This window comes from Blautia hansenii (genome assembly GCF_013304445.1).
Lineage (GTDB): Bacteria > Bacillota > Clostridia > Lachnospirales > Lachnospiraceae > Blautia.
The window spans coordinates 116,007-136,698 of the sequence record NZ_JAAITA010000002.1; the positions used below are offsets into that span (position 1 = coordinate 116,007).

Genomic DNA, 20,692 nt, shown 5'->3' on the forward strand with positions numbered 1-20,692 from the left:
TTTATATTTTTTTTACTTTTTTCGCAGAAAATTCTTGTTTTTTTGCCTGTTCAATGGCATAATGAGTGTCATATACCGCAGGCGTTGTATTACGTTGAAGTGATACAGACTGCGACGCTTTATTCCAAAAAATCAAAAATATCTTAGTGAAAAAGGAGAGGTTTATGGACAAAAAAAGAGGAAGTTTTTCTAACAAAATGGGCTTTGTTCTTGCAGCAGCAGGCTCTGCCGTGGGACTTGGAAACCTCTGGCGTTTTCCCTATCTGGCAGCGAAATACGGCGGGGGAATTTTTCTGCTGGTGTATCTGATACTGGCAGTCACTTTGGGATTTACCCTCATGATTACCGAAATTGCTATTGGACGCAAGACAGGTCTCAGCGCCATCGGTGCTTTCAAAGCGCTGGATAAACGCTTTAACTTTGTAGGTTATCTCGCTTGTGTGGTACCTTTTATTATTACCCCTTACTACTGTGTTATCGGCTGCTGGGTAGTAAAATATTTTGCAGCTTTTCTCACAGGTCAGGGTTCCGCAGCAGCCGGAGACGAATATTTCAACGGCTTCATTTCACAGGCCACAGCGCCGGTATTCTGGTTTGCCCTGTATATTCTGCTCACTGCCGTTGTGGTTATTTTCGGTGTGGAAAAAGGAATCGAAAAAGCAAGCCGCATTATGATGCCCTTGTTAATTGTACTGATTATAGGCGTTTCTATTTTCTGTATTACCAGACCCGGCGCAGGGGCAGGCGTAAAATATTATCTGCTTCCTGATTTTTCCAGATTTTCAGCCACCACAGTACTGGCTGCCATGGGACAGTTATTCTATTCCATGTCACTGGCCATGGGCATTATGATTACCTATGGTTCTTATATGAAGAAAGACAGCAGCCTGGAACAGTCGGTACGCCAGATTGAGATTTTTGACACCGTCGTTGCTTTCCTGGCAGGTCTGATGATTATTCCTTCCGTCTTTGTCTTTTCCGGCGGAGACGAGGCAGCCCTTGGCAAAGGACCATCTCTGATGTTTGTCACACTGCCTAAGGTATTTGAAAGCATGTCCTTTGGCGGAGTTATCGGCGCGGCTTTCTTCCTGTTGGTACTGTTTGCTGCACTGACCTCCTCGATTTCTCTTATGGAAACCAACGTATCCATTGTAAGAGATAAGTTTGGCTGGAGCAGAAAAAAATCCACCCTTATAATAACCCTTTACGTCCTGATTCTGGGGTCCATCGTTTCCCTGGGCTTCGGACCTTTGAGTTTCATCAAGATTATCGGACTGGGACTTCTGGATTTCTTTGATTTCCTCAGCAACAGTGTTCTGATGCCCATTGTAGCGATTCTCACCTGTGTCTGCATCGGACATTTTATTGGTTCTAAGACTGTGGAGGATGAAGTAGAAATAAACGGTCCTTTCAAGGTAAAGAAATTTTACCGTATTATGCTCAAATGGATTGCCCCTATCTGCCTGGTGCTGATTCTGATTTTCGCAGTTTCCGAGGCGATGGGCTGGATTAAAGTCTGATGTAAAAAGAACGGTCACATGAAACACACAGCGAACCTTTTTCGTTCTGATTGCTGTTTCATGCAGCCGTTCTTTTTTTATTCTGCTGTCTTATATACCGTAAAAATTTTTATTTTGCTGTGAAGCTGCCGCATTTGGTATCATCACATCTGCAGGCCGAAGCACCGGCAATGGTGATTTTGTCCGCACTGCATTTTTCCTGCGTGTTAAAGGAACAGTCACAGGCCTTACAGTCCACTTCAATCGTTTTGCAGGCACAACCTGTTTCTGCCCGGTTCACAGTCCCATCCTTCTTTTCCACAAAACTTCTGCAGCAGGTTTCATCTGCTGTTTCCGCCGTAGTTCCCTCAACCAGAATATCTCCTTTGGAACAATATTCATCTTTATTATACATACAGTTTCTGGCTGTACAGTTTAATAATGGCATGCTGCTACCTCCTGAATAAATTTTCTTTTCAGAGATAGTATTTTCCGTTTTGTTATTTTTATTCTGTTTTTCGATTTTCCCTGATTTTTTTCAAAAGCAGGGGCAGTTCAAACAACAGCATGGCTATCCATCCCAAAAGGTACGCCACCGGAAGTGCACGAATTCCCATATGCAGGCTGTAAACCAGCGGCAAAGCAGACAACACCCGAAATCCCATGTTCATGATACTGCTCCACAAAGTAACCTTCAAGTCTCCGATTCCCCGGAAATATCCCTGTACTCCATTGGTTACCGCAGGCAAAATGTAAATAAAGGCAATCAAATGAAGGTAAGAACGTCCAAGCTGTATGACCTCCTGGTCATTGACAAAAAGCTTCATGAAAAAATCTGCTCCAAAAATGCAGGCTACGCCAATTAAAAGACCATAGAGAACTTCCATTACCATGCCCCAACGAAAGCCTTTCCAGATACGCTTCTTTTCTCCTGCCCCGTAATTCTGTGCCATAAAAGAAGTCATGGCCGAAGCAATGCTCTGCTGTGGTACAATAGCGAAATCATCAATTCGATTCACTGCGGCAAAGGCTGCAACCACAGAAACTCCCATGGTGTTGACAATGACCTGTATGCCAATTTTCCCAAGCTGTACTGACGCCTGCTGCATGGCGCTGGCCCAGCCGTACCGGATGGTTTCTGCAAACTGACTCTTATCAAAAAACAGCCAGTCCTTCCCCAGACACAAAATCTTTACTTTCTTCCTGATATACAGCCCGCAGAACAGACTGCAGCAGGCCTGGCTGATAACGGTTGCCAGAGCACAGCCTGCGCTGCCCATATGAAAGACCAGCACAAAGAACAAATCTCCAAAAACATTCAGCACAGAGGCAATCACCAGAAAGTAAACCGGCGTCGTGCTGTCTCCCAGAGCCCGCAGTGTATTGGCATAAAAGTTATAAATAAAGGTAAAAACCAGACCTGCAAACACAATCCGAAGATACTGGGACGCCAGCGGAATCAATTCTTCCTGTACCTGTATCAGCCGTAAAAGCCAGGGAGCCCCTGCAATACACAACATGGAAAGTACCAGAGAAAATACACAGCCTCCTATCATAGTAGTGCTGATTTGCTTTCGCAAACGCTCCATTCTCCCTGCTCCGAACTGCATTCCCATAAGAATGGAGGCGCCCATACACATACCGTTGATAAATAGAATCGCAAAGGTCATCAGGGGATTGCTGCTGCCTACTGCTGCCAGCGCCTCGGTTCCCACAAATTTGCCTACAATGATACTGTCTGCCGCATTGTAACAAAGCTGAAAAAGATTTCCCAGCACCAGCGGTACCGCAAAACCTGCTATCTGTGGAGCTATCTTTCCTTTTGTCATATCTTTCATACTGTTTCCGCCTTTTCTCCAAAGGAACCGGAACCACCGCATAACAGGCATATCCACATTCCATACCCTTCTGCGGCAGCACCGGTTCCCCCTTACATCTGTATGTTTCCTGCTGCTTTATGAATTCTCAATTCTTTTTCCTTCTGCGTCCACCTGGATTTTACGGATTTCCTTTGTACGGATTTCCCTGCAGACAGCGTCCATAAACGCATCTAAAGACTTCTGTCCTTCATCACCAAGGTAACGGCTTCTTACTGACACCACCTGTTCTTCCTCTTCCTTTGCACCCACTACTAACATATAAGGAATTTTCTGCAGACGGGCTTCTCTGATTTTATAACCGATTTTTTCGGAACGGTTGTCCACGCTGCTGCGGATTCCATTTTTCTTCAGCTGTGCCTGTACTTTTTCTGCATATTCACCGTATTTTTCAGAAATCGGCAGTACGCGAACTTGCTCCGGACACAACCAGGTAGGGAACAGACCGGCATATTTTTCAATGAGCCATGCCAGCGTTCTCTCGTAGCAGCCCATAGCGGTTCTGTGAATAATGCCGGGACGTTTCTTTTCCCCGTTTTCGTCAATATAATACATATCAAACTGCTCAGCCAGAAGCGCGTCCCACTGAATCGTTATCATGGTGTCTTCTTTTCCGTACACATTCTTAGCATTAATATCTACCTTTGGACCATAGAAAGCGGCCTCTCCCACATCTTCCACAAATGGAATGTTCAGTTCTGTCAGAATCTGACGGATGTGTTCCTGTGTTTCTTCCCAGACTTCCGGTTCTCCAATGTATTTTTCCTTATTATCCGGGTCCCATTTGGAAAGATGATAGGTTACATCCTCCTCTACCCCCAGAGTTTCCAGACAGTGTTTTGCCAACGCCATACAGCCTTTGAATTCTTCCACCATCTGGTCGGGACGCATAATCAGATGTCCCTCGGAAATGGTAAACTGGCGCACACGAGTCAGACCGTGCATTTCACCGGAATCCTCGTTTCTAAACAGAGTAGAGGTCTCGCCATAGCGGATTGGCAGGTCTCTGTAAGAATGTTGTGTTGCCTTGTATACATAATACTGGAATGGGCAGGTCATAGGACGCAGCGCATACACTTCTTTGTCCTTTTCTTCATCTCCCAGTACAAACATGCCTTCCTTATAATGATCCCAATGTCCGGAAATCTTATACAAATCACTTTTTGCCATAAGCGGTGTTTTGGTACGGACATAGCCCCATTCGTTATCCTCCAGGTCCTCAATCCATCTCTGGAGTTCTTTTAAAATAATCACGCCTTTTGGCATGAGCAGAGGCAGACCCTGTCCGATAACATCTACGGTTGTAAACAGTTCCATCTCTCTTCCCAGCTTGTTGTGGTCGCGTTTTTTTGCCTCTTCCATTTGAGCCAGGTACTCATTTAATTCATCTTTTTTGCTGAAAGCAGTTCCGTAAATACGGGAAAGCATTTTGTTCTTCTCGTCACCTCTCCAGTATGCACCAGAAGATGAGGTCAGTTTAAATGCCTTTACTCCCTTGGTATTCATTAAGTGAGGACCTGCGCATAAATCTACGAAGTCTCCCTGGGAATAAAAGGAAATCTCTTCCCCTTCCGGCAGGTCTTTTATCAGTTCTACTTTATACGGTTCACCCTTTTCTTCCATAAATTTAATGGCTTCTTCACGGGGAAGTGTGTAACGTTCAATTTTTGCACCCTTTTTGATGATTTTCTTCATCTCTTTTTCCAGTGCGTCCAGTTCCTCGCGACTGAAAGATTCATGGTCAAAATCATAGTAAAATCCGGTGTCAATAGAAGGTCCGATAGCCAGCTTTGCTTCCGGATATAAATTTTTTACCGCTTCTGCAAGAACATGGGACGCCGTATGGCGAAGGGCTGCCAGTCCCTTTTCATCATTTGCTGTAAGAATACTGACTTCACAATCCTTTTCCACTACTGTTCTTAAGTCTACAACTTCTCCGTCTACTTCTCCTGCACAGGCTGCCCGTGCCAGTCCTTCACTGATGTCCAGTGCGATTTCGTATACGGATTTGCTTTCTGCGTACTCTTTCTGTGAGCCGTCTTTCAATGTGATAATCATAATCGTCTTCTCCTTTCCTGATTCCTGCAGGAGTGGTCATACCCGAAGGCTTTGTTAAACAAAAAAATCCCGTCCCCTGCAGCCCTGTGTGACTGCAAGGGACGGGCGTAATCTTTGCCCGCGGTTCCACCCTTCTTGTTAAAAGCATTTGCTTTGGTAACCACTTCATTTGATGATAACGGAATCACCGGACCGGATTGGGGTCACTCAGAGGTAGTTTTCAAATGGTTCCGTAACAGAACGCTCTCAGCCTGCGCGCTCCTCTCTGTGTCCTTCCGCATTTTACTCGTCTCGTCAACGTATTGAATATTTCTTTTATGTTTTCATATTATAACCGTCTCTCTTGCTTTGTCAACCTCTTTTTCTGTGTTTTTTCTTTTTGATTTTTCCTTTTCTACAAATTTCCTGCCGCTTTATCCTTTAAGACACCCAGAAATTCCCGCACCAGGTAATTCACCATCAAAAATCCATTGCTTTTCGCCGCAAGCCCGTATATCTCACAATCCATCTTCTTTCTGGCTATAGCGGTTCCCCTGTAAAGATGAAAACTGCTGGTAACGATACCCACCCGTCCCGTTTTATCTGCCTTCTGCCATTTTTGCTTCCATATCCGGTAAGAGCAGGCAATATTCTGCTGGGTATTGACGGACTGGTCTTCTTTTATCAGCCTGGCCGCATCAATACCTCTCTTCGTCAGTTCCCGGTACATACATTCTGCCTCTGAAATCCCCTCATCCTCACCCTTGCCGCCGGAAAGAATGGCTTTTGTTTCGGGATTTTGTTTCAGATATTCCTCTGCTTTGCGAATCCGGTATTCCAAAGACAGACTGGGGTGAGTGCCCTTTACCTGGGCGCCAAGTACAATAAGACACTCTAGTCGTTTTTCTTCTTTTTGAAACATGGCTTTTACAATCTTTGCTTCCACAAACAAAAAGAGACCGAACAGCAAACAAAGACTGTAAAGTATTCCTTCCAAAAGTATCTGTGGGACTTGTATGCGAAAATGCAGAGCCGCCCCACCAGCCCAAAATCCCACTCCCAGCAAAATCCACAGTACAGGAAATTTTGAGGAAAGTCCTGCATACAGAGCAATGGCGGCGAAATACAACATACACACGATTCCTAAAAGCAAGAGCAGAAATTCTGCCATAGTCTTCCCGTTTCCTTTCTCTTTCTATCCAGCATACCACAAAGGGACGAGTGTTCTTTTCCCGAACTTCGTCCCTTCTTTTCACAATCTTATTTATTTCTTCCACAGCAGTGTTTATATTTTTTGCCGCTGCCGCATGGACATGGGTCATTACGTCCGATTTTCGGTCCTTTTACTACAGTACCGGATTTTTTCTGCTCCAGATACAGTTCTTTTCTCTTTTCTTCGGAGAAAATGCTGTTCCACTGCGGCAGCTCGTATAACCAGTCTGCTTTGGCGTCTACCATGTTTTTGTACAGAGTTTCCAGGTCAAATCCCAGATTTACCTCTGTGTTTTCATCCATTTCTTCGATAGGGTTCTGGATTTTCAAACTGTCATTGATACCATCCAGAAAACCAACCATCGTCATAACTTCTACGTCGTATTTTTCTGCCAGTTCTTTTACAGTTCCTTTTACTACTTCGTTAGGATTGCTGAGAAGTTTTTCATAGATTCCTTTTTCGATTAAGAAATAATTTGTCCAGAATTTCTCAAGCTGCACTCTGTCGGCCTGCTGAGAATATGCCATATCTCTCCAATCTTGTAATAATGCCATGTATCTTACCTGCCTTTTGTTTATTTTCCTGATTTACCATTTCGGTTTAACAGGTATAGTATATACGAAAACAGAGAGTTTTTCAATCTGTAAAATCAAATAATGTAAAATCCCATAAAATTTTTCTGTACTTTGTATAACTTTTGATTTTCTGCCCATACTACAGATAGTCCACAAAGAGATGGCTCAAATGCGAGACGCTCTTTGCAGACAACCAAAGAAAAAGTAGAAATACTTTATCCTCCCCTTTTTAGCCCCCGTACTTGCCGGTTCGGGGGCTGTTCTCTTTTTCCAAATCCAACAGCATCTCCTCCCAGACCCTCCTGTTTTCCCGGTATATCTCTTCAAAGCACCACCAGGGAAGCGGTGAATCCGGCTTTCCTATCTCTACCGTCAGACTGGGGATTTTCATACTTTGCAGCGCCCAGTCCTTATACCCCGCTGCATCCAGCTTTTCAAAATTCCCATCTGTTTTATATCCCGTCACCTCTGCAATTCTATCTGCAAAATTCTTTGTCCTTTCTTTCAGTACTCCTTCCTGCCCGAAATTCCAGTAAATCACCTGGCCGGATGAATGATAGGACAGCGTTCTCTGGAATTTTGCCTCTCTGGTCAGCTGTGTCAAAATCCGGGTTTCTTCCTCCGATTCCGGATATGCTCCCTTATACTTTTCCGAAGAGGCTTCCCCCCTCCCTTCCGTATATTTATCCCAGTCCGCCGGAAAATTCCTGTTTAAATCCACACCTCTGGCATTGGCCTTCCACTTTCTGAAATAGACCTCATAAGACAGATTTTTTCTTTCCTTCTCTGCAATTTGCAGTACTTTTCTGCGGAGCCCGGGATTTCGGATACTGTTCTCACCAAACTGGCTAATGCTTACCCCATCCGGATTTGCCATAGGAATGACATAAATCGCTCTGTTTTCCAATAATTTCTCATAACTGACTCCTTTATAAACACGGTTGTACTTAAGGTGCAGAAGAAATTTTGCCGCCTGCTCCATTAAAAGCTGACAGGTCATATATTCCCGTCCGTGAATTCCCCCAAAAATAAAAACCTTTTGTTGTGCATTTTGTTTTCCTATTCTCATACAATCTATCTTCCTCAAATCTGCTGACTTTCCCAAAGACTGTACTTGCAGATATTCCGGAAATATCCTTGCAAAAATACCCAAATCGTTCTGCATATTTTCGTAGGTATAACCTAAAAACCGTGGATAGTCCCAATTCCAATTATCCATTGACGGGTACCTCTAAAATTATTATAATAATAGATATTCTAAGCAAGGGAGATTAAGACGTGAAGAACTTAAAACGACTCCTCGCAGTCATAGGAATTATCCTGCTGGCAGGTATGTATGTCCTGACTTTTATTCTGGCTCTGACGGATAATTCTGCTGCCGGCAATATGATTATGGCCTCACTGTACGCAACTGTGATTATCCCCATTTTGCTGTACGCTTTTCTTCTGGTATATCATTGGACACACCAGAAAAATGACGTTATTCCGAAAATCCTTGGGGAAAATTCTGATGTTGATACTGTGATTTTTGATATCGGAAAAGTGCTTGTAAAATATGACTGGAAGAAACTTTTAAAAGAATTAAAATATGACGAAGACACCGCGCAGGCCGTTTCGGAAGCTGTATTTCTCAGCGAAGACTGGACAGAAAGCGACAGAGGCGTCCGCACAGAAGAGGAAATCCTTCAGTCTTTTATTACCAACAATCCTTCCTATGAGAAAGAAATAAGGGAAACCTTTGCACGAATGGGCGAAACCATTTCTGTGTGCTCTTACACAAAAGACTGGCTGTCCTATCTGAAAAAACGGGGCTACAAGCTCTATTTTCTTTCCAACTTTTCAGAGCCCCTGTACAAACGCTGTACAAAAGATTTAAAATTTCTGGAGTTTATGGACGGCGGATATATGTCCTGGCAGGTACACCTGCTGAAGCCGGAACCGGAAATGTACCAGAAACTTATTCAGGACTTCCAGATTGTTCCGGAAAAAGCCGTGTATATTGACGACTATATGGATAATGTGGCTGAGGCCAGAGCCCAGGGATTAAACGCCATTCACTTTACCGGAAGGAAAAGCGCAGTTCAGCAGCTTATGGACTTCGGAGTGAAATAATCTTTTATGTACATAATTGCATAAGGAAAAGAGGCAGCAGAGCGAATCTTACATTTTCCGATTCACTCTGCTGTCTCTTTTCTTCTTTCTGCTTTGTCAGACTTTACGACACTCTCAGCTTATGGATTCCTCCAGATGTGACAAATCTCTGGAGGCCATGGTCAGAAAAATGCACAGGACAAAGATTCCGATATTAAACAAAAACGGCAGCGCCGGATGTAAATCAAACATCCAGCCAACCAGACTTCCGAAAGGGGCTGAAATGCCAATCATCAGCACATTGTATAAAGCATAAATTCTGGAACGCTCCTTTGGCTCTACATAATGGGCCATGAGGGCGTCTTTTCTTGGAATAATCACTGCATACGCAGCAGCCTCTAAAATCGTGTATCCCATAACCAGCAGCAAATTTTTCTCCGGTGTAAGCAAAAGCAGCAAGTGACTGGCTATGTACATCAGAAATCCAATCTGAAGAGAAGCTTTCATTCTCAATTTCTGAAATAAATTTTGCAGTCCAATGACAAAGGCAATCATAACGATGGTACGAATAACCGGAAATACGGCTACCAACTCGTCCGATAAATGAATTTGCTCTGTTACATACAGAGAGAAAAAATTGGTGGTAGCAATCTGGATAATGTTGGTAAGCGCCATAAAATACACTACCAGACGCATTTTCCCGGATTTTATCATAGTGAGAAATACCCGGCCATACCCTTTCATCATAGAAAAATACGAAAGATTCCTTGTCTCTTCCATACGCTTTTTTCCAATCTGGGTTTCCCCGCCAAAATGATACAGCAAAAGAAATTTCGCAAGCATGGAAATTGCGGCAATCAAATACAGCCAGCGCATAACAGGAACCACGTCATGTTTGCCTACCAGAATAACGGCCAATGGTGAAAAAAATACAGAAAGCATACCGCACATCTGAATCAGAGTAAACGCGTTGGTAATATGCTTCGGCGGACAGTCCTCAATGAAAAGGCAGTTCCAGGAGGTATTGGTAATCTGGAAAGCTGCATTTACCGCCGCTGCCGCCAGGAACCACCAGAAATTCTGAGAAAAAGCCCAAATAAGACAGGGAACCGTCCACCCCAGAGTGTCAAAAATCACCGTTGCTTTTCGCCTGCCCATTTTGTCTGTAATGACTCCTCCGATGAGAGCAAAAAACATTTGCAAAAGAAACCCCACAGTAAGCGTTGTTCCGATTTCCAGACTGGTTAGCCCCAGCTTTCGCATATAAAGGGTCTGAAAAGGAACAAACAGGGAGTAAGGAATGAACCAGAGCGGTTCTGTGCAGATAGACCATTTGGGATTCCCCTTTAATTCCCGGAAGGTCTGTGCCAATACATGATTTTTTAGTTTTTGCAGCATGAAAAAATCTCCTTCTGTTACAAATTTTCCTTCAATGGCAACATTTTACAGGAAAGGGGAAAAAGATACAAGAGGAGCGGGCTTTTTTCATTTATTTTATTGAAAACACCTCTATATGATGCTTTACATTTTCATAGGTTCCTTTCACCATCGCTTCATTCAAAGCAAAATAATTGTGTTCACCTTCCGATTTTAAATACTCCTCTGCTCTCCTGGTCAAACAGTCAAAGCTGGCAGTCGCAATATTTACCTTCACGATTCCAAGGGCGATAGCCTTTTGAAAATCTGCATCTGTAATACCGCTTCCTCCATGCAGTACCAGTGGAATTTCTGTTTTCTCATGAATCTCTTCCAATACGTCAAATGCCAGTTTAGGCGCCACCGGATAATTACCATGTGCATTTCCAATCGCTACAGCCAGTGCATCGATTCCCGTGCGCTCACAAAATAGTTTTGCATCGTCAGTGTTTGTACAGCGGATTCCATGATTCTCACTTCCGTCTTCACTTCCGCCAACCAGTCCCAATTCTGCCTCAACGGTGGCGCCATATTTTTTTGCCAGTTCCACCACCCGTCTGGTTCGTTCTATATTCTCTTCCAAGATTGCCATATACAGTCACCTCTTTTTTCTATCTATGCAACGTTTCTTACCACAAATTTTTATACATCTGTTCGATGTCCGCCTGTGTAATTTCTCTCTGTGTATTCTGCGGACTTCCGCTATCCATGGCATCATAAGCCATCTTTTCGATTACATTGAAAAATGCTTCTTTATCAATTCCAAATTCTGCAAGTGTTGGCGTTTCCAATTCTTCGGTAAGTGCAACTACTGCAGCCTGAAATTTCGCACTGGCTGTCTCGTCAGAATCTGCCCCATCTGCTGCACCAATCGCTCTTCCAAGGTCCGCAAATCTGTCATAGGCGCCCTCTAAGGCAAAACCTAAACACTCTTTCATCAGCATTGCGTTGGAAAGCCCGTGTGCCACATGGAACAGCGCTCCGATTGGACGACTCATTCCGTGAATCAATGTTACAGAGGAATTATTGAACGCAATTCCTGCTTCCAGAGCAGCTACGGACATCTGCACTCTTGCTTCTTCGTTCTTCCCATCACGAAAAGCAATAGGAAGATATTGGAATATGCGTTTTACTGCTGACAGGGCAAACGTATCGGAAAGTGTCTGTGCTTTTCTGGATGTATAAGCCTCAACTGCATGGCATAATGCATCCAAACCTGTTGCGGCTGTAATCTTGGGCGGTGCGGTCATGGTAAACTGGGGGTCAATAATGGCCAGCGAAGGAATCAGCACCTTTCCTTTCAGAAGCATCTTAATGTCTTTCTTTGTATCTGTGATAATGGTAAACTGTGTTGCTTCTGAACCGGTTCCTGCCGTTGTGGGAATGGCTACCATGGGCGGCATCTCCACATCAATGACTTTTCCCATATAACCAGAGATGTTTCCACCGTTTTTTACCAGTGAACCGATGGCTTTCATAGAATCAATGGGACTTCCTCCGCCAAGTGCTACCAAAAAATCACAGCCTTCTTCTTTATACTGCGTCAGGCCCTTTTCAATCATCACATCCGTAGGTTCCCCTGCAATCTCGGAATAGATGGTATACTCTACCTTCTGGCTTTTCAGCACCTTCTCGACTTTCGCGCAATTACCAAGTTCCATCATTACTTTATCTGTTACAATCATTGCTTTCTTTCCAAGTTGTCCAAGTGTGTCCCGGGCCATCTCCAGGGCCCCTGCTCCTGTAATCATCTGTCCTGGTACAATAAATTCTCTTGCCATCCTCTATTCCTCTCTTTCTCAAAACCACTTATTTTATTCGCTTTTAAACTTCTGCATCATGAAGCCATGTATAACGTTCATCTTCACAACGGTCTGTCTGAAGCCATGATTTCCGACAAAACTTGCTCCAAAGCCTTCCGGGCGGTCGAATTTAAACAAATACGTCTCTGGCTGCGGATGTCTGTGAGGCAGATAACCTGACCAGTTTCCCCTGTCGTTTAAAACTTCCCCGAGAACCATATTGGATTCCGGGCAGATATCATGGTCAAAGATTGTATTCACACGACGCTTTGCCACATTGCCAAATTTTCCCACGCAGGAATATCCCCATGGCGCATCCTCCGGTGCGTACAATCTGCTGGCAAATGTTCTGTCATTCTGTGTGCATTGTACCAGAATTTCACTTTCTTCTTCTGCGGTAACCTGAATTTCTTTTTCTTTACATACATGTAATGCCCACGGACCTTCCGTAAATACGTCCTTACGGCTGACGGTTTCATTTTTCTCCTCCCAGGCAAAGGTTACTTTGCCTGAAAGAAGCAGTACTGCAGTCTCTTCCCCTGTTCTGATAAAGGACCTCTTTTCTCCGGTTTTCATACTGTATACGCGGATGTCCATCATCATTTCTTTATATTCATTATCATAAGTGGTAAGAATCATCTCGCCATTTTCATCGAATTTCGGATAACCAAATACTTTACTCATTTTATCTGCCTCCTAATAATCTCTTGCTTCGCTTCTTCCTTCCAGAACGCCTTCACAGGCTTTTCTCACAGATTCTTTTTCCTATGTAGTGGCAATTCCTACATTCCACCAGGATTCATATCCGTCTGTCATCGTCTTCGGAATCACCTTCAAATCAAAAAGGCATGCGATTTCCTGCTTCTTCGCGTCCTCCAGTGCTGCTTCCAGCTCTGCAATCGTCCTGCAGGTATAGGTTTTCAGGCCATATCCTTCCCCAATCTTGGCATAATCTACGGGAATCAAATCTCCGCAGGGCTTCTTTCCGTCTGTATAGCGAAATTCTGTTGCAATACTTCCGATTCCATGATTCATTTCCAGATTATTGATACATCCAAATCCACAGTTGTCAAACACCAGAATATTGACTTTCTTTCTCTCCTGCATAATCGTCATAATTTCGCTGTGAAGCATCTGGAAACTGGAATCACCGACTACACAGTATACCTCATTGTCCGGTTCTGCAAACTTAACCCCCAGTGTAGCGGCCACTTCATATCCCATACAGGAGTAACCATATTCTGCATGATATCCACCTCTTTTGTCTGTTGTCCACATTCTCTGCATACAGCTTGGAAGAGAACCGCCTGCTGTAATAATGGTGGCATCCTCATCAATTACTCTGCGGATGGCTGCAAGCGCTGCTGTCTGAGTAATCTTGCCCCGGGTCATTTTTACAAACTCCGGAATGGTTCTCGGGTCTCTGGCTTTTATAATCGGTTCAAAATCATCCCCTGTATATTCAATGCCTGCAAGACGTACCATTTCTCTATCCCAGGCCCTTTTTGCCTCCTGGATTTCATTGGTGTATGCAGATTTATAATTTTTTTCTCTTAATTTCTCTGCCAATGCCTCTACCGTTACTTTTGCATCTCCAACCGCTTTTACCGCATCCATTTTATAGGCATGATATCTGCAATTATTAATAGTCACAAACTGTACCCGTTCATTTTGAAAGAGCCACTTAGAACTGGTGGTAAAATCAGATAATCTGGAACCGATGGCAATGACTGCATCTGCGTTTTTCGCAATGACATTGGAAGCGTAGGTTCCTGTCACACCAATCCCCCCCAGACAATATTCATGGCTGGATTTACATGCGCTTTTTCCTGCCTGAGACTCGCCAAACGGAATCTTGAATTCTTCACAGAACCTCTCTACCGCTTCTCCTGCCCCTGAATATTTTACACCGCCGCCTACTACAACAAGCGGCTTCTTTGCTCCTGCAATCACCTCTGCAATATCATCCAGTTCTTCCTGTACCGCCACAGGTCTTGTAATTCTATGTACTCTTTTCTGAAAGAAATAATCCGGAAAATCATAAGATTCCCCCTCCACATCCTGACACAGAGCGATGCAGCAGGCGCCTGTCTCAGCCGGGTCTGTCAATACACGCATAGCATTGATTAATGCGGTCATAATCATTTCCGGTCTTGTGATTCTGTCCCAGTATTTGCATACCGGCTTAAAGGCATCATTTGTAGTAATGGCTAAACTGCTGCTTTGTTCCAACTGCTGAAGCACCGGGTCCGGCTGTCTGGAAGCAAAGGTGTCTGCCGGAAACACCAGAAGCGGGATATTATTTACCGTTGCTGTGGCACATGCCGTTACCATATTGGCTGCCCCAGGTCCCACAGAAGACGCACAGGGAATGATTTTCTTCCGATTGCTCTGCTTGGCAAAGGCTGTTGCCACATGGCACATTCCCTGCTCATTTCTTCCCTGAAGGACTCTTAAGTCTCCCGGGTCTGTATCCAGCGCTTCTCCAAGCCCCACTGCAATTCCATGTCCGAAGATGGTGAAAAATCCTTCTACAAATTTTGTTTCCTCCCCATCCATAGATACATACTGATTATCGAGAAATTTTACAATTGCCTGCGCAACTGTCATGCGGGTTGTCTTTGTCATGGTCTCTTCCTCCCTAACTTTTTGTTTTTATACTCTTGCAATCATTTCGCCAAATTTTTCTTTCTCTTCTTTTATGAATGCATGCACTGCATCCGGCCCCGGAAGGGAATCTGAACAATTGTTGCTTCTTACCATCATAGACGCCTCTGCGGAACCAAATTCCAGACAGTCAATCATTTCCCATCCCTGATACAGTCCATATAAGAAACCTGAGCCATATCCATCGCCCCCGCCAAACCCTTTTCTGGCATCTACCGGAAATGGCTTTATGCTGTATTTCTGTCCGTCGCAGGTGTAAGCGGCAGAGCCCTTCATTCCATCTGGAAACGCATGTTTCAGATTCTAATCTGACTTTAAAATGGATTGCGGAAAATCATCTGTACATGAATGTAAACTATGTCAGCCGCTGTTTTGTAAACGAAACGCATCAGAAATTTTCTGCCTATCTGATGAATCTGCGTGTGCAAAAAGCCAAAGAGATTCTGTCCGGACAAAATCCTGACAAAATACAAAATGTAGCGGAGCTGGTAGGGTGTGGGAATAATCCGTATTATTTTTCTAAGATTTTTAAGAAATGCACTGGTATGACGCCTTCTGCTTATATTCGGAAGGTACAGAGAGAACGGGAACTTTAAAAGCCGGAAACGAATGACTGCCGCATAAAATACAGTATCCATGACTGTTGTTTTATGCGGCAGATTCCCGCTTTTTTCTATCGATTTTTCCTTCTATATACTTCATATTTTTGCTTTCTTTCGCTTCAATATTTCTGCCACTTTTTCATCTGTTGCTTTCCTTTCAGCTACAGAATAGATTCTCATTTTCGACGCCTCAAAATCCCTCAAAATTGCCTTCGCTTCTTCTCCCTTTAATAATGGGACAACTGCCATAGATACTGCCATTTTCCTTTCCTCCTTATCCGAATTTTTCTTGCTGTCATTATAGCATACCCATTTTTCTCCTGTCGAATAGAAAAACCTCTCTCTTTCCCATGGTATTTTTATATACTTTTACAAACTCTCACTTATCATTCTATACAAAAATAAGACCTCTGCATCCTGGTATCTCTCAGTTTTCTCCCTGATTACCCTGACGCGGCGGTCTTATTTTGTATGAGGATTTGACATTACATATTACCGTCTATTCATCTATGCGGAGGATGTATGCGGTAACTGTAAATCTATCCTACCCCATTTCTCCTCTCCTTACAAGCCTCCCTGGGGGTTGATTTTTCAAAAAATCACACATTTTTGTTGATAAATTTCATTTCATAAAGCTGTCAATTCCCTTCTTCAGCTTTCCCAGCCCTTCGTTGTCCTGCTGCCGAAGCTCCTGGTCCACGCACTCTTCCATATACTGCTTTAAAATTTCCTTTCCTGCACCGTTTACCGCAGATTTCACCGCTGCAAGCTGAATCAGCACTTCGCTGCAGTCCCGCTCCTGCTCCACCATGTCCCGCACCATTTTCAGGTGTCCCGTGGCACGGGCAATTCTATTTACCATGGCTTTATCATACCTTGTCTGGTCTTTCTTTTCCATGCTTTTCCCCCGGTCTTTTTCAGCAGTAAATGTCTTCGTCTGCATTTTCATTCCACGAATATCCCATCTGGCCAGCCGCTTTCTCTGCTGCAGAAATGTCCAGAATATCCGCTGCGACCCAGAGGGCTGTATCGATTCCCGCCATACTGCTGCTACAGGAATAAAACTTTCCGTCAATGACCACCCTTGCATTCTCCACTCTTTCGATTCCTGCTGTAAACATACGGTTCCAGTTTGCGTCCATAGGAAAATCCGCTATTTTCCGCCGATACAGCATACCCGTCTGCGCTAGCAGAGCAGAACCGTTTTCAATCATCAGACAGTAATCTGCGTTTTCAGCCGCTTTTTTTATAAGATTCAAGGTTCTCTCGTCCTTCCACAGAAGTCTTCTGGCCCCTTTGCCTCCCGGAACCAGTAAAATTCCTTCGATTTCTTCCGGAATCAGAAAGTCTGTCCAGACCTTTCCCCCTTGTGTGCTGTTTATCACATCTCCCGACACAGACAAATACCGGAGGTGAAAATGTTCCGGCAATTTTCCGAATACTTCTGCCGGGCCAAAAGCGTCCAACGTTTCAAAATCATCAAACAAAACTATATTTACGTCCATTGTTATTCCTCCCTGGTATTGATTTCTTCCAGACGAATGGTTCTGGCGCAGATTTTCTCTGCCAGATAAGCATTGTGAGTCACCATGAGAAGCCCCAGCCTGCGCTCTTCTACCTCCTTTAGCATCAGATTCCATATCTGCGCCTGGGTAATCACGTCCAGCATGGTGCTCATTTCATCGGCAAAAAGAAAATGAGTGCCTTCAAAGAGAGAACGGGCCACACAGAACCGCTGCAGCTCCCCGCCGGAAAGTTCTCTTGGATAGCGCTCCAGCCAGTCTCTTTCAATTCCCAGCGCATCCATAACCTCATCCCGGAACATACCGGACTCCTGCAAAACTTTTTTCATCTTCCACCTGGGATTGATCGCTTTTTCCGGATGCTGGTAGATAAGCTGAACCGGACTGACTCCTTTTTTCGGCAGAGGCTTTCCGTCCAGAAGCACCTCCCCTTTTGTAGGCTTCAAATAACCGGCCAGAATTTTTACCAGCGTGCTTTTTCCGTATCCGCTGGGACCTACCAGGCCGACCCGCTCGCCCTCCTCTATTTTCAAACTGACATCCTTTAAAATCCAGGGTGTATTTTCCCTGTACTGGAAACTGATATTTCTTGCTTCAATCTGCATGTATACACCTCACATAGCCCCCACGGACTTCTCTCATAGGTATTTTTTCTTCACATTTCTCTGTCTTATACGGACATCTGGGCGAAAACAGACAGCCCTTGGGAAGATATTTCGCATAGGGCTGGAAACCGGAAATGGGTTCAAATCCATTCTGGGGCAGTGCTCTCCACAGGGCTTTGGAATAGGGATGGCGAAGCGCATGCTCACCCTGTCGGAAATCCTCTGCCTCTGCCATTTCCACCGTGGTTCCCGCATAAAACACGGCAATGCGGTCTGCCATATGAAAGGCCAAATCAATGTCATGGGTAATGAGAATCACCGCTTTCCCCTCATCCGCCAGTTCCCGGAATACTTTCAGGGCTTCCATAGCCATATCCAAATCCAGCCCCGGCGTAGGTTCATCGGCAATAATCACTTCTGCCCCGCTTAGCACGGCTGTAGACACCAATACCCGCCTGGCCATTCCTCCGGAAAGCTGAAACGGATACAGCTTCTCTGTTTTTTCGTCTAACTGAAATCGTTTGAAAATTTCTTTTTGGGCCTCTATCTTTGCCATATCCGGCTTCGGGCCTCTGACCTGGGCCTCCACTTTTATCAGCGGATCCAAAAAGGAAACGGACTGAGGTACCAGGGCAAACTCTTTTCCCCGAAGTTTTTCCTTATCTTTCTGACTCAAAACTTTTCCTTTATAGGAAATTTCACCGCTTATGGCCGCATTTTCCGGAAGCAGCCCCATCACCGCATGGGCCAGAAGACTTTTTCCGGAACCGCTGGAACCTGCAATCACCACAATCTCACCCGGACGCACGTCCAGCGTCATATTAGAAATGACTTTTAAATCATACTGCTCCAAACCTTTTTCATACATGTGAAAGGATACAGACAAATCCTTTACAGATAAAATACTCTCGTTTTTCATAATGTTCTCCTATTCATGGGCGCTGTACGGGTCCACGATTTTCTTTACGTTTTCTCCCAGCCTGTCAAAAAGCAGCACAATCATTACCAGCATGAGTCCTGGGAAAAAGGCCAGCCACCACATTCCTGTTGACAGATATTTCATAGATTCTGAAAGGATGATTCCGATAGCAGGCTGCTCCGGGGAAAGTCCGAATCCCAGAAAAGTCAGACTGGATTCATGCATAATGGCATGTGGAAACATCAAAATCAGTCCGATGACAAACTGTGGAATCATATGAGGAAGAATATGGTGTACGGTAATCCACCAACTGGAATGTCCCAGTTTCTTGGATACCTCTATGTACTGCTGGGAACGAATCTGCAGAACCTCACTTCGGATAATCCGGGCAAGCCCTGTCCAGTGGGTCACTGCCACGCCAATGAGCACGCCTTTCAGACCCTTTCCGCAGGCAAAGGAAATGAGAATCAGCAGTACTGTATGGGGAATTCCCATAACCAAATCAATCACCCAGTTGATAAAATGGTCCAGCCAGGAGGTTCCCGTTGCTGCCGCCACTCCTACAATCAACGCAATCACGGCGCTGACGGTAGAAGCCACTACACCGACCACAATGCTGACAGACAGCCCCTTAATAGTTCGCACCAGCATATCTCGTCCCAGCATATCCGTCCCAAAAGGATGTTCCAGGGAAGGCGGCAGCCCTTTTTTAGAAAAATCTGCCTGAATCAGGTCGTCACTGAGAAGCGCTCCTGCCAGATATACGGAAAATAATACGGCAAGAATCATGACTGCAAAAAAGATGGTTTTTGTCCGCCGGTTTATCTGCAGCTTTCTTGGTTTTGTTCCGGCGCTGACTGCTGCTGTATTACTCATGTCCATATCCCTCCCTTATCTGCGGGTCTACAATTCCATATATGATATTCGCCAGCATATTTCCTACAAATACAAACAATGCGCTGAACAGGGTAATGCCCAGAAGCAGCGGCACATCCGAGGCCATCCCCGCCGCTGAAGCCGCTGCCCCAAGCCCCGGATAGGAAAATACATTTTCTGCCAGAACAGAGCCGCCGAACAGTTCGCTGAAAGAGCCAAACTGCATGGTCACCGCAGGCAGCATAATGTTGCGGAAACCATGGCGTTTCAGCACACTCCATTTCGATTCTCCCCTGGCTTTGGCAAACAGCACATAGTCACTTTCCAGTACATCTACCAGCTTCTCCCTTGTGTGCAGCGCCACATTGGCAAAGGACAGAAAACTCAGGGTAAGTGCCGGTAAAATCAAATGGTGAATCCTCTGCAGAAGCGTCACCTGGTCTGCGGGAACACCTTTTGGCACACTCATGCCCATAGGGAACCAGCCAAGCTGTACGGAAAAAATCATCAGAAACACAATTCCAATCCAGAAAGTGGGAATGGAACACATAATCAGACACACCTTTTTCAAAATTTTATCCGGCCATTTTCCGTTCCAGACTCCCATCATACAACCAACCCCAAAGCCTATGACACCGGAAAACACCCACGCAGTCATCATAAGAGCCAGGGAAGCCGCAAATTTTTCCCTGATGATATCCAGTACCGGGCGGCGATACAAAAGGGATACCCCGAAATCTCCATGGAGAATGGATTTCCCCCATGCCAGAAACCGCTCAACAGGCGGGTCATTTAGCCCCCAGTATTCCGCTATTTTCGCTCTCTGCTCCACGCTGACATTGGGAACCGAGCCCACATACTGCTGTACCGGGTCTACAGGGGAAAGACTGACCAGTACAAAGCTGATGACGCTGACTGCAATCAGCAGCGTCACCATGCGCACAAGATATTTCCCTGTGAATTTCAGATAATATTTACTCTTCATTGTTT

The 20,692-nt window shown here is 44.7% G+C and carries 18 protein-coding genes and 4 pseudogenes; 3 read left to right on the forward strand and 19 right to left on the reverse strand.

From position 1 onward, the window contains the following. Positions 1 to 164: 164 nt before the first annotated feature. Positions 165 to 1,520 carry a sodium-dependent transporter gene (locus G5A70_RS02615; RefSeq protein ID WP_173747731.1) on the forward strand — a complete coding sequence of 452 codons (1,356 nt, stop codon included), beginning with the start codon at positions 165 to 167 and terminating at the stop codon, positions 1,518 to 1,520. Between the two features lie 109 nt (positions 1,521 to 1,629). Here G5A70_RS02615 and G5A70_RS02620 read toward each other — a convergent pair whose 3' ends face one another. From G5A70_RS02620 to G5A70_RS02645, 6 genes are all read right to left on the reverse strand, one after another. After that, the gene (locus tag G5A70_RS02620; protein WP_173747733.1) at positions 1,630 to 1,947 is read right to left on the reverse strand and encodes a DUF1540 domain-containing protein; all 318 of its coding nucleotides are present in this window, start codon (positions 1,945 to 1,947) and stop codon (positions 1,630 to 1,632) included. Between the two features lie 58 nt (positions 1,948 to 2,005). Then, positions 2,006 to 3,337, reverse strand: coding sequence for an MATE family efflux transporter (locus G5A70_RS02625; RefSeq protein WP_173747735.1), 1,332 nt, complete (start codon positions 3,335 to 3,337; stop codon positions 2,006 to 2,008). 117 nt (positions 3,338 to 3,454) lie between these two features. Continuing rightward, entirely contained in the window at positions 3,455 to 5,434 is a 1,980-nt protein-coding gene (thrS, locus tag G5A70_RS02630; protein ID WP_173747737.1) for a threonine--tRNA ligase, read from the reverse strand. Between the two features lie 394 nt (positions 5,435 to 5,828). Beyond that, positions 5,829 to 6,584, reverse strand: a complete 756-nt coding sequence (locus G5A70_RS02635) for a YdcF family protein (RefSeq protein WP_173747739.1) — start codon at positions 6,582 to 6,584, stop codon at positions 5,829 to 5,831. 89 nt (positions 6,585 to 6,673) lie between these two features. Next, complete coding sequence (locus tag G5A70_RS02640) at positions 6,674 to 7,180, reverse strand: SEC-C metal-binding domain-containing protein (protein ID WP_111920284.1); 507 nt, start codon at positions 7,178 to 7,180, stop codon at positions 6,674 to 6,676. Positions 7,181 to 7,430: 250 nt separating this feature from the next. Then, positions 7,431 to 8,420, reverse strand: a complete 990-nt coding sequence (locus tag G5A70_RS02645) for a M14 family zinc carboxypeptidase (protein ID WP_173747741.1) — start codon at positions 8,418 to 8,420, stop codon at positions 7,431 to 7,433. A 59-nt stretch (positions 8,421 to 8,479) separates the two neighbouring features. On the opposite strand from G5A70_RS02645, the gene G5A70_RS02650 reads away from it, so the two are divergent. Then, entirely contained in the window at positions 8,480 to 9,313 is an 834-nt protein-coding gene (locus G5A70_RS02650) for an HAD family hydrolase (RefSeq protein ID WP_173747743.1), read from the forward strand. Between the two features lie 114 nt (positions 9,314 to 9,427). Here the strand turns inward: G5A70_RS02650 and G5A70_RS02655 are convergent, their stop codons facing one another. The 6 genes and pseudogenes from G5A70_RS02655 to G5A70_RS02680 form a co-directional block, all read right to left on the reverse strand. Continuing rightward, positions 9,428 to 10,690 carry an MFS transporter gene (locus G5A70_RS02655; protein WP_173747746.1) on the reverse strand — a complete coding sequence of 421 codons (1,263 nt, stop codon included), beginning with the start codon at positions 10,688 to 10,690 and terminating at the stop codon, positions 9,428 to 9,430. A gap of 91 nt (positions 10,691 to 10,781) precedes the next feature. Then, positions 10,782 to 11,288 (reverse strand): annotated as a pseudogene (locus G5A70_RS02660) (class II fructose-bisphosphate aldolase); the annotation flags it as partial. 49 nt (positions 11,289 to 11,337) lie between these two features. Beyond that, positions 11,338 to 12,489, reverse strand: coding sequence for an iron-containing alcohol dehydrogenase (locus G5A70_RS02665; RefSeq protein WP_173747748.1), 1,152 nt, complete (start codon positions 12,487 to 12,489; stop codon positions 11,338 to 11,340). A gap of 43 nt (positions 12,490 to 12,532) precedes the next feature. Next, positions 12,533 to 13,194: pseudogene (locus G5A70_RS02670) on the reverse strand (5-deoxy-glucuronate isomerase). Between the two features lie 12 nt (positions 13,195 to 13,206). After that, positions 13,207 to 15,138: pseudogene (gene iolD / locus G5A70_RS02675) on the reverse strand (3D-(3,5/4)-trihydroxycyclohexane-1,2-dione acylhydrolase (decyclizing)). Between the two features lie 27 nt (positions 15,139 to 15,165). Further along, positions 15,166 to 15,456 (reverse strand): annotated as a pseudogene (locus G5A70_RS02680) (PfkB family carbohydrate kinase); the annotation flags it as partial. Positions 15,457 to 15,521: 65 nt separating this feature from the next. Here G5A70_RS02680 and G5A70_RS02685 point away from each other — a divergent pair. Continuing rightward, on the forward strand, positions 15,522 to 15,773 hold the full coding sequence (locus G5A70_RS02685) for a helix-turn-helix domain-containing protein (protein ID WP_173747750.1): 252 nt from the start codon (positions 15,522 to 15,524) through the stop codon (positions 15,771 to 15,773). Between the two features lie 102 nt (positions 15,774 to 15,875). On the opposite strand, the gene G5A70_RS02690 is transcribed toward G5A70_RS02685, so the two are convergent. The 7 genes from G5A70_RS02690 to G5A70_RS02720 form a co-directional block, all read right to left on the reverse strand. Beyond that, entirely contained in the window at positions 15,876 to 16,040 is a 165-nt protein-coding gene (locus G5A70_RS02690) for a hypothetical protein (RefSeq protein ID WP_173747752.1), read from the reverse strand. A 361-nt stretch (positions 16,041 to 16,401) separates the two neighbouring features. Next, positions 16,402 to 16,677, reverse strand: a complete 276-nt coding sequence (locus tag G5A70_RS02695) for a metal-sensing transcriptional repressor (protein WP_173747754.1) — start codon at positions 16,675 to 16,677, stop codon at positions 16,402 to 16,404. Between the two features lie 19 nt (positions 16,678 to 16,696). Then, entirely contained in the window at positions 16,697 to 17,284 is a 588-nt protein-coding gene (locus G5A70_RS02700; protein WP_173747756.1) for a DJ-1/PfpI family protein, read from the reverse strand. A gap of 2 nt (positions 17,285 to 17,286) precedes the next feature. Next, positions 17,287 to 17,907 carry an ABC transporter ATP-binding protein gene (locus G5A70_RS02705; protein ID WP_173747758.1) on the reverse strand — a complete coding sequence of 207 codons (621 nt, stop codon included), beginning with the start codon at positions 17,905 to 17,907 and terminating at the stop codon, positions 17,287 to 17,289. Continuing rightward, complete coding sequence (locus G5A70_RS02710; RefSeq protein ID WP_173747760.1) at positions 17,897 to 18,826, reverse strand: ABC transporter ATP-binding protein; 930 nt, start codon at positions 18,824 to 18,826, stop codon at positions 17,897 to 17,899. Before G5A70_RS02710 ends, G5A70_RS02705 begins: the two co-directional genes overlap by 11 nt. 9 nt (positions 18,827 to 18,835) lie before the next feature. Next, positions 18,836 to 19,702: an ABC transporter permease gene (locus G5A70_RS02715; protein ID WP_173747762.1), complete on the reverse strand. Its 867-nt coding sequence runs from the start codon at positions 19,700 to 19,702 to the stop codon at positions 18,836 to 18,838. Beyond that, the gene (locus tag G5A70_RS02720; RefSeq protein ID WP_173747765.1) at positions 19,695 to 20,687 is read right to left on the reverse strand and encodes an ABC transporter permease; all 993 of its coding nucleotides are present in this window, start codon (positions 20,685 to 20,687) and stop codon (positions 19,695 to 19,697) included. Before G5A70_RS02720 ends, G5A70_RS02715 begins: the two co-directional genes overlap by 8 nt. Positions 20,688 to 20,692: the final 5 nt, after the last annotated feature.

What these genes read in the sequence shown, in the direction of transcription:
- G5A70_RS02645 (WP_173747741.1), bottom strand. Translation starts at nt 8,420, where the DNA reads ATGGATAATTGGAATTGGGACTATCCACGGTTTTTAGGTTATACCTAC.
- G5A70_RS02720 (WP_173747765.1), bottom strand. Translation starts at nt 20,687, where the DNA reads ATGAAGAGTAAATATTATCTGAAATTCACAGGGAAATATCTTGTGCGC.
- G5A70_RS02710 (WP_173747760.1), bottom strand. Translation starts at nt 18,826, where the DNA reads ATGAAAAACGAGAGTATTTTATCTGTAAAGGATTTGTCTGTATCCTTT.
- G5A70_RS02625 (WP_173747735.1), bottom strand. Translation starts at nt 3,337, where the DNA reads ATGAAAGATATGACAAAAGGAAAGATAGCTCCACAGATAGCAGGTTTT.
- G5A70_RS02620 (WP_173747733.1), bottom strand. Translation starts at nt 1,947, where the DNA reads ATGCCATTATTAAACTGTACAGCCAGAAACTGTATGTATAATAAAGAT.
- G5A70_RS02685 (WP_173747750.1), top strand. Translation starts at nt 15,522, where the DNA reads ATGAATGTAAACTATGTCAGCCGCTGTTTTGTAAACGAAACGCATCAG.
- G5A70_RS02635 (WP_173747739.1), bottom strand. Translation starts at nt 6,584, where the DNA reads ATGGCAGAATTTCTGCTCTTGCTTTTAGGAATCGTGTGTATGTTGTAT.
- G5A70_RS02700 (WP_173747756.1), bottom strand. Translation starts at nt 17,284, where the DNA reads ATGGACGTAAATATAGTTTTGTTTGATGATTTTGAAACGTTGGACGCT.
- G5A70_RS02690 (WP_173747752.1), bottom strand. Translation starts at nt 16,040, where the DNA reads ATGGCAGTATCTATGGCAGTTGTCCCATTATTAAAGGGAGAAGAAGCG.
- G5A70_RS02615 (WP_173747731.1), top strand. Translation starts at nt 165, where the DNA reads ATGGACAAAAAAAGAGGAAGTTTTTCTAACAAAATGGGCTTTGTTCTT.
- G5A70_RS02705 (WP_173747758.1), bottom strand. Translation starts at nt 17,907, where the DNA reads ATGCAGATTGAAGCAAGAAATATCAGTTTCCAGTACAGGGAAAATACA.
- G5A70_RS02665 (WP_173747748.1), bottom strand. Translation starts at nt 12,489, where the DNA reads ATGGCAAGAGAATTTATTGTACCAGGACAGATGATTACAGGAGCAGGG.
- G5A70_RS02655 (WP_173747746.1), bottom strand. Translation starts at nt 10,690, where the DNA reads ATGCTGCAAAAACTAAAAAATCATGTATTGGCACAGACCTTCCGGGAA.
- thrS (WP_173747737.1), bottom strand. Translation starts at nt 5,434, where the DNA reads ATGATTATCACATTGAAAGACGGCTCACAGAAAGAGTACGCAGAAAGC.
- G5A70_RS02695 (WP_173747754.1), bottom strand. Translation starts at nt 16,677, where the DNA reads ATGGAAAAGAAAGACCAGACAAGGTATGATAAAGCCATGGTAAATAGA.
- G5A70_RS02715 (WP_173747762.1), bottom strand. Translation starts at nt 19,702, where the DNA reads ATGAGTAATACAGCAGCAGTCAGCGCCGGAACAAAACCAAGAAAGCTG.
- G5A70_RS02640 (WP_111920284.1), bottom strand. Translation starts at nt 7,180, where the DNA reads ATGGCATTATTACAAGATTGGAGAGATATGGCATATTCTCAGCAGGCC.